Origin of the sequence: Planktothrix sp. FACHB-1355 (genome assembly GCF_014748295.1) — a bacterium.
GTDB lineage: Bacteria > Cyanobacteriota > Cyanobacteriia > Cyanobacteriales > Aerosakkonemataceae > Aerosakkonema > Aerosakkonema funiforme_A.
Map to the genome: position 1 here is coordinate 1 of NZ_JACJUP010000866.1, position 3,163 is coordinate 3,163.

The 3,163-nt window shown below is 45.8% G+C and carries 4 protein-coding genes; 3 read left to right on the top strand and 1 reads right to left on the bottom strand.

Going from position 1 to position 3,163, the window contains the following annotated elements; all coding sequences use genetic code 11:
- Nucleotides 1-148 precede the first annotated feature (148 nt).
- From purS to H6S82_RS26150, 3 genes are all read left to right on the top strand, one after another.
- The gene (gene purS / locus H6S82_RS26140) at nt 149-427 is read left to right on the top strand and encodes a phosphoribosylformylglycinamidine synthase subunit PurS (RefSeq protein WP_190475152.1); all 279 of its coding nucleotides are present in this window, start codon (nt 149-151) and stop codon (nt 425-427) included.
- Nucleotides 424-1,101, top strand: a complete 678-nt coding sequence (gene purQ / locus H6S82_RS26145) for a phosphoribosylformylglycinamidine synthase subunit PurQ (RefSeq protein WP_190475150.1) — start codon at nt 424-426, stop codon at nt 1,099-1,101. Before purS ends, purQ begins: the two co-directional genes overlap by 4 nt.
- 256 nt (nt 1,102-1,357) lie before the next feature.
- Complete coding sequence (locus tag H6S82_RS26150) at nt 1,358-1,588, top strand: hypothetical protein (RefSeq protein ID WP_242057119.1); 231 nt, start codon at nt 1,358-1,360, stop codon at nt 1,586-1,588.
- Here H6S82_RS26150 and H6S82_RS26155 read toward each other — a convergent pair.
- Nucleotides 1,557-3,163 (bottom strand): tryptophan 7-halogenase (locus H6S82_RS26155; RefSeq protein WP_191056950.1); only part of this gene is annotated, 1,607 nt, incomplete at its 5' end. The genes H6S82_RS26150 and H6S82_RS26155 overlap by 32 nt on opposite strands.

The following is a 3,163-nucleotide window of genomic DNA, read 5'->3' on the forward strand; positions in this document are numbered from 1 at the left end:
TGTGTTGTGGTTTCATCCTTGATTCTGGTTACGATCGCAACCCGTGCCTTTTTCTACGCTAGCTCAGTTAGGTTCACAACCATAACCCTATGCAACATTAAAATAGGGAGGCTGCACCCTCTAGATCTTTATTGGTGAGAAAACGGTTGTGTTGAAATATCAGGCTCGAATCTATGTTACTCTGCGGCCTTCGGTTTTAGACCCGGCTGGTGTGGCAGTACAGTCTGGACTGAAACACATGGGCTATGACAATGTGGAACAGGTGAGAATTGGTAAATATGTCGAAGTGACGCTGGATGCTGAGTCGGAAGATGCGGCGCGGCAGCAATTGGATATTATTTGCGATCGCCTCCTGGCAAATCCAGTTATTGAAAATTATTGCTTTGAATTGACTCAGCTGTCCGAAGCTGCGGGGGTAAAGGGATGAAGTTTGGGGTGATAGTTTTTCCGGGTTCAAATTGCGATCGCGATGTTGCTTATGTCACCCGCGATTTGCTCGCCCAACCGACGCGGATGGTTTGGCATGAAGAAACTGATATCTCAGATTTAGATGTAGTGGTGATTCCGGGCGGTTTCAGCTATGGGGATTATTTGCGTTGCGGTGCGATCGCTCGTTTCTCCCCGGTGATGAAAGCTACAGTAGAACACGCAAATAAAGGTAAGCTGGTGCTGGGAATTTGCAATGGTTTCCAGGTGCTGACGGAGGCGGGTTTATTGCCAGGGGCGCTGGTGCGAAATCGGGATTTGCATTTTATTTGCGATCGCGTCTCCCTGCGTGTCGAACGCACTAATCTGCCTTGGACGCAACTTTACCAAACTGGACAGGTAATTACTCTGCCGATCGCTCACGGCGAGGGCAATTACTACGCCGATGCCGATACTTTGGCACAGTTGGAAGATAACGATCTAGTGCTGTTCCGCTACGAGGGCGAAAACCCCAACGGTTCGTTAAATAATATTGCAGGTATTTGTAATATTAAAGGAAATGTGCTGGGGATGATGCCTCACCCAGAAAGAGCGTCAGATCCGATGTTGGGGGGAACAGATGGAATGAAGTTGTTTGAAGGTTTGTTGAAAGTCGCCGTAGGAGCATTAGCTTAGCAGAAACCCAGAAACCCGGTTTCTTAGAGAAACCCGGTTTCTGAATTTAGAGAAACCGGGTTTCTGAATAAGAAAAATTCAAGTGTTAAAAAATCATAAAATAACAGTCACTAAAATAGAAATCAGTGACGCACAAAAGTGACAATTTAGTTTGTCTGGTGTCAGAAAAGGGAACTAACAAAGATAAGAAATAGCTTGTTAAAAATTGCTAATCGTTTATGATGGTAGAAACCTCCCCGTCACAGACAATAAAAATATGTATAATCAAAAACTTATTCCGGAGAATGAAACCGATCGCCTGAAAGCCTTGCACCGTTATGAAATTCTGGATACACCGCCGGATGGAGCTTTTGACCGGATAACGGCGATTGCGGCGCGATTGCTGAAAGTACCGATCGCGATCGTTAGCTTGGTAGACAGCGATCTCATTTGGTTTAAATCACATTACGGTCTAATCAGAAGCAAAGTTGTTGAAGCTCTGGCATAGGCGATTTGCTCCAGGCAAAAATATTGACTATATCGTCAAAATTAAATTGGCAGTTGAAGTGGCGTTGGGCTGAATGAAACTCAAACTTAGAAGGAACAAAATCAGATTGCTTAAATAAATTCAAAATTTTATCACTCGCCTCTTTGGGGGACAATAGCCCTTCACCAACGGCCTCAACTGTAGAAGCCGCCTGCTCAAACAACTCCTCATAGCGTTGTAAGTCGGGACAAAGAGAACCTAAATAGAGGGGGTCATTTAAACCAGAGAAACAAGCTAAATCGCCTGTTTCCTGGTATCGCTCTTGCATTTTCTTAATTCTAAAGACGTTGAGCAAGCCACCGAAGCTCCAAACTCGATACCAAGCGTTCCACAAGGCAAAATCAGAAAAGGCGATAAAAGAGCAATGTACCAGTCGGTCGTTATAGTCTAGCAATCGTTGCTGCAAGCGATCGATATACTCGAAACGTTCTGCTGAAAAGTCGTCGTCTTCTAAGGCTTTGAGCAGCAAGCCTGCTAGGGCGTATAAACCGTCAACCGTGTTAGCCATACCGCGACTGAAAAGAGCATCAATCGTCCCCGCCGCCTGTGCTGTCAGGCAAAACCTGTCCCCGACACACCGTTTGGAAGAATACTGCAATCGGTCTGTTGAAACCCATTCTCTGACAGGCCGAGCGTTCTTAAATTGGGGAGCAATACCCGGAAATTTCGCCAAAATACTGTCAAATTCTTGTTGCGGGGTCAAGTTAGTTTTGGGGAAGTGGCGGGTATCTAGAGATAGCCCAATGCTGCACAAAGGACTGTTACTTTTTGGATGATTGCCAAAAGGAATCACCCACATCCACCCACCTGCAAACAAGTGGTGCATTGTGCCATCGTGCCAAGCCTGGGGAACGCCCCAAGCCGCCTTTGAGTCAATACACTCGTCGTATGGTTTGACACCGATGAAGTGGTTAAACAAAGCCCTGGAGTGCGTTTTAAAGCGACATGGAGACTCGCGCAAGTCGAATTTTTTAGCCAAGATCGACTTGAATCCTGTTGAGTCTACCAAGTAGCGACCAAAGAATTCTTCACCTCGATCGCTTTTGAGGAAAACCTTACTTTCGTCAATTGCCAAATCCACGATGTTCGTATTTTGTCGGACGGTAGCTCCGTATTTAATCGCTACAGTCAGTAAATAGGCGTCTACGTCTTGCCTAAACCAATGGGAATCATAGCCGACGAGCAGGTGCGGAATGATGTTTTGAGTAACTTCTTGGGGATTTTGAGCCTGTCCGGCTTGCTGATACACAAAACCAAAGTTTGTCTTTACACCACAATGGGAAGTGACATATTGGTGCATTCCTTCAAAAGTGCTGCAAGCCCCGATTTCCGGCACATCGTAGCGGTCTGCAATTATCCGCATCATCATCGTGGTTTGGGGAATCGTCGCTTCCCCGATCGCAAACCTGGGATGCTCTTTCTCGTCAATTAACAGAACTTTGTAACCTTGCCGAGCTAGAATCGCTCCTAAAATTGAACCAGAAAAGCCCGTTCCTAAAATTGCTACGTCAAAATTACCCGCACTATTCATCTGAT

What these genes read in the sequence shown, in the direction of transcription:
- H6S82_RS26150 (WP_242057119.1), top strand. Translation starts at nt 1,358, where the DNA reads ATGTATAATCAAAAACTTATTCCGGAGAATGAAACCGATCGCCTGAAA.
- purQ (WP_190475150.1), top strand. Translation starts at nt 424, where the DNA reads ATGAAGTTTGGGGTGATAGTTTTTCCGGGTTCAAATTGCGATCGCGAT.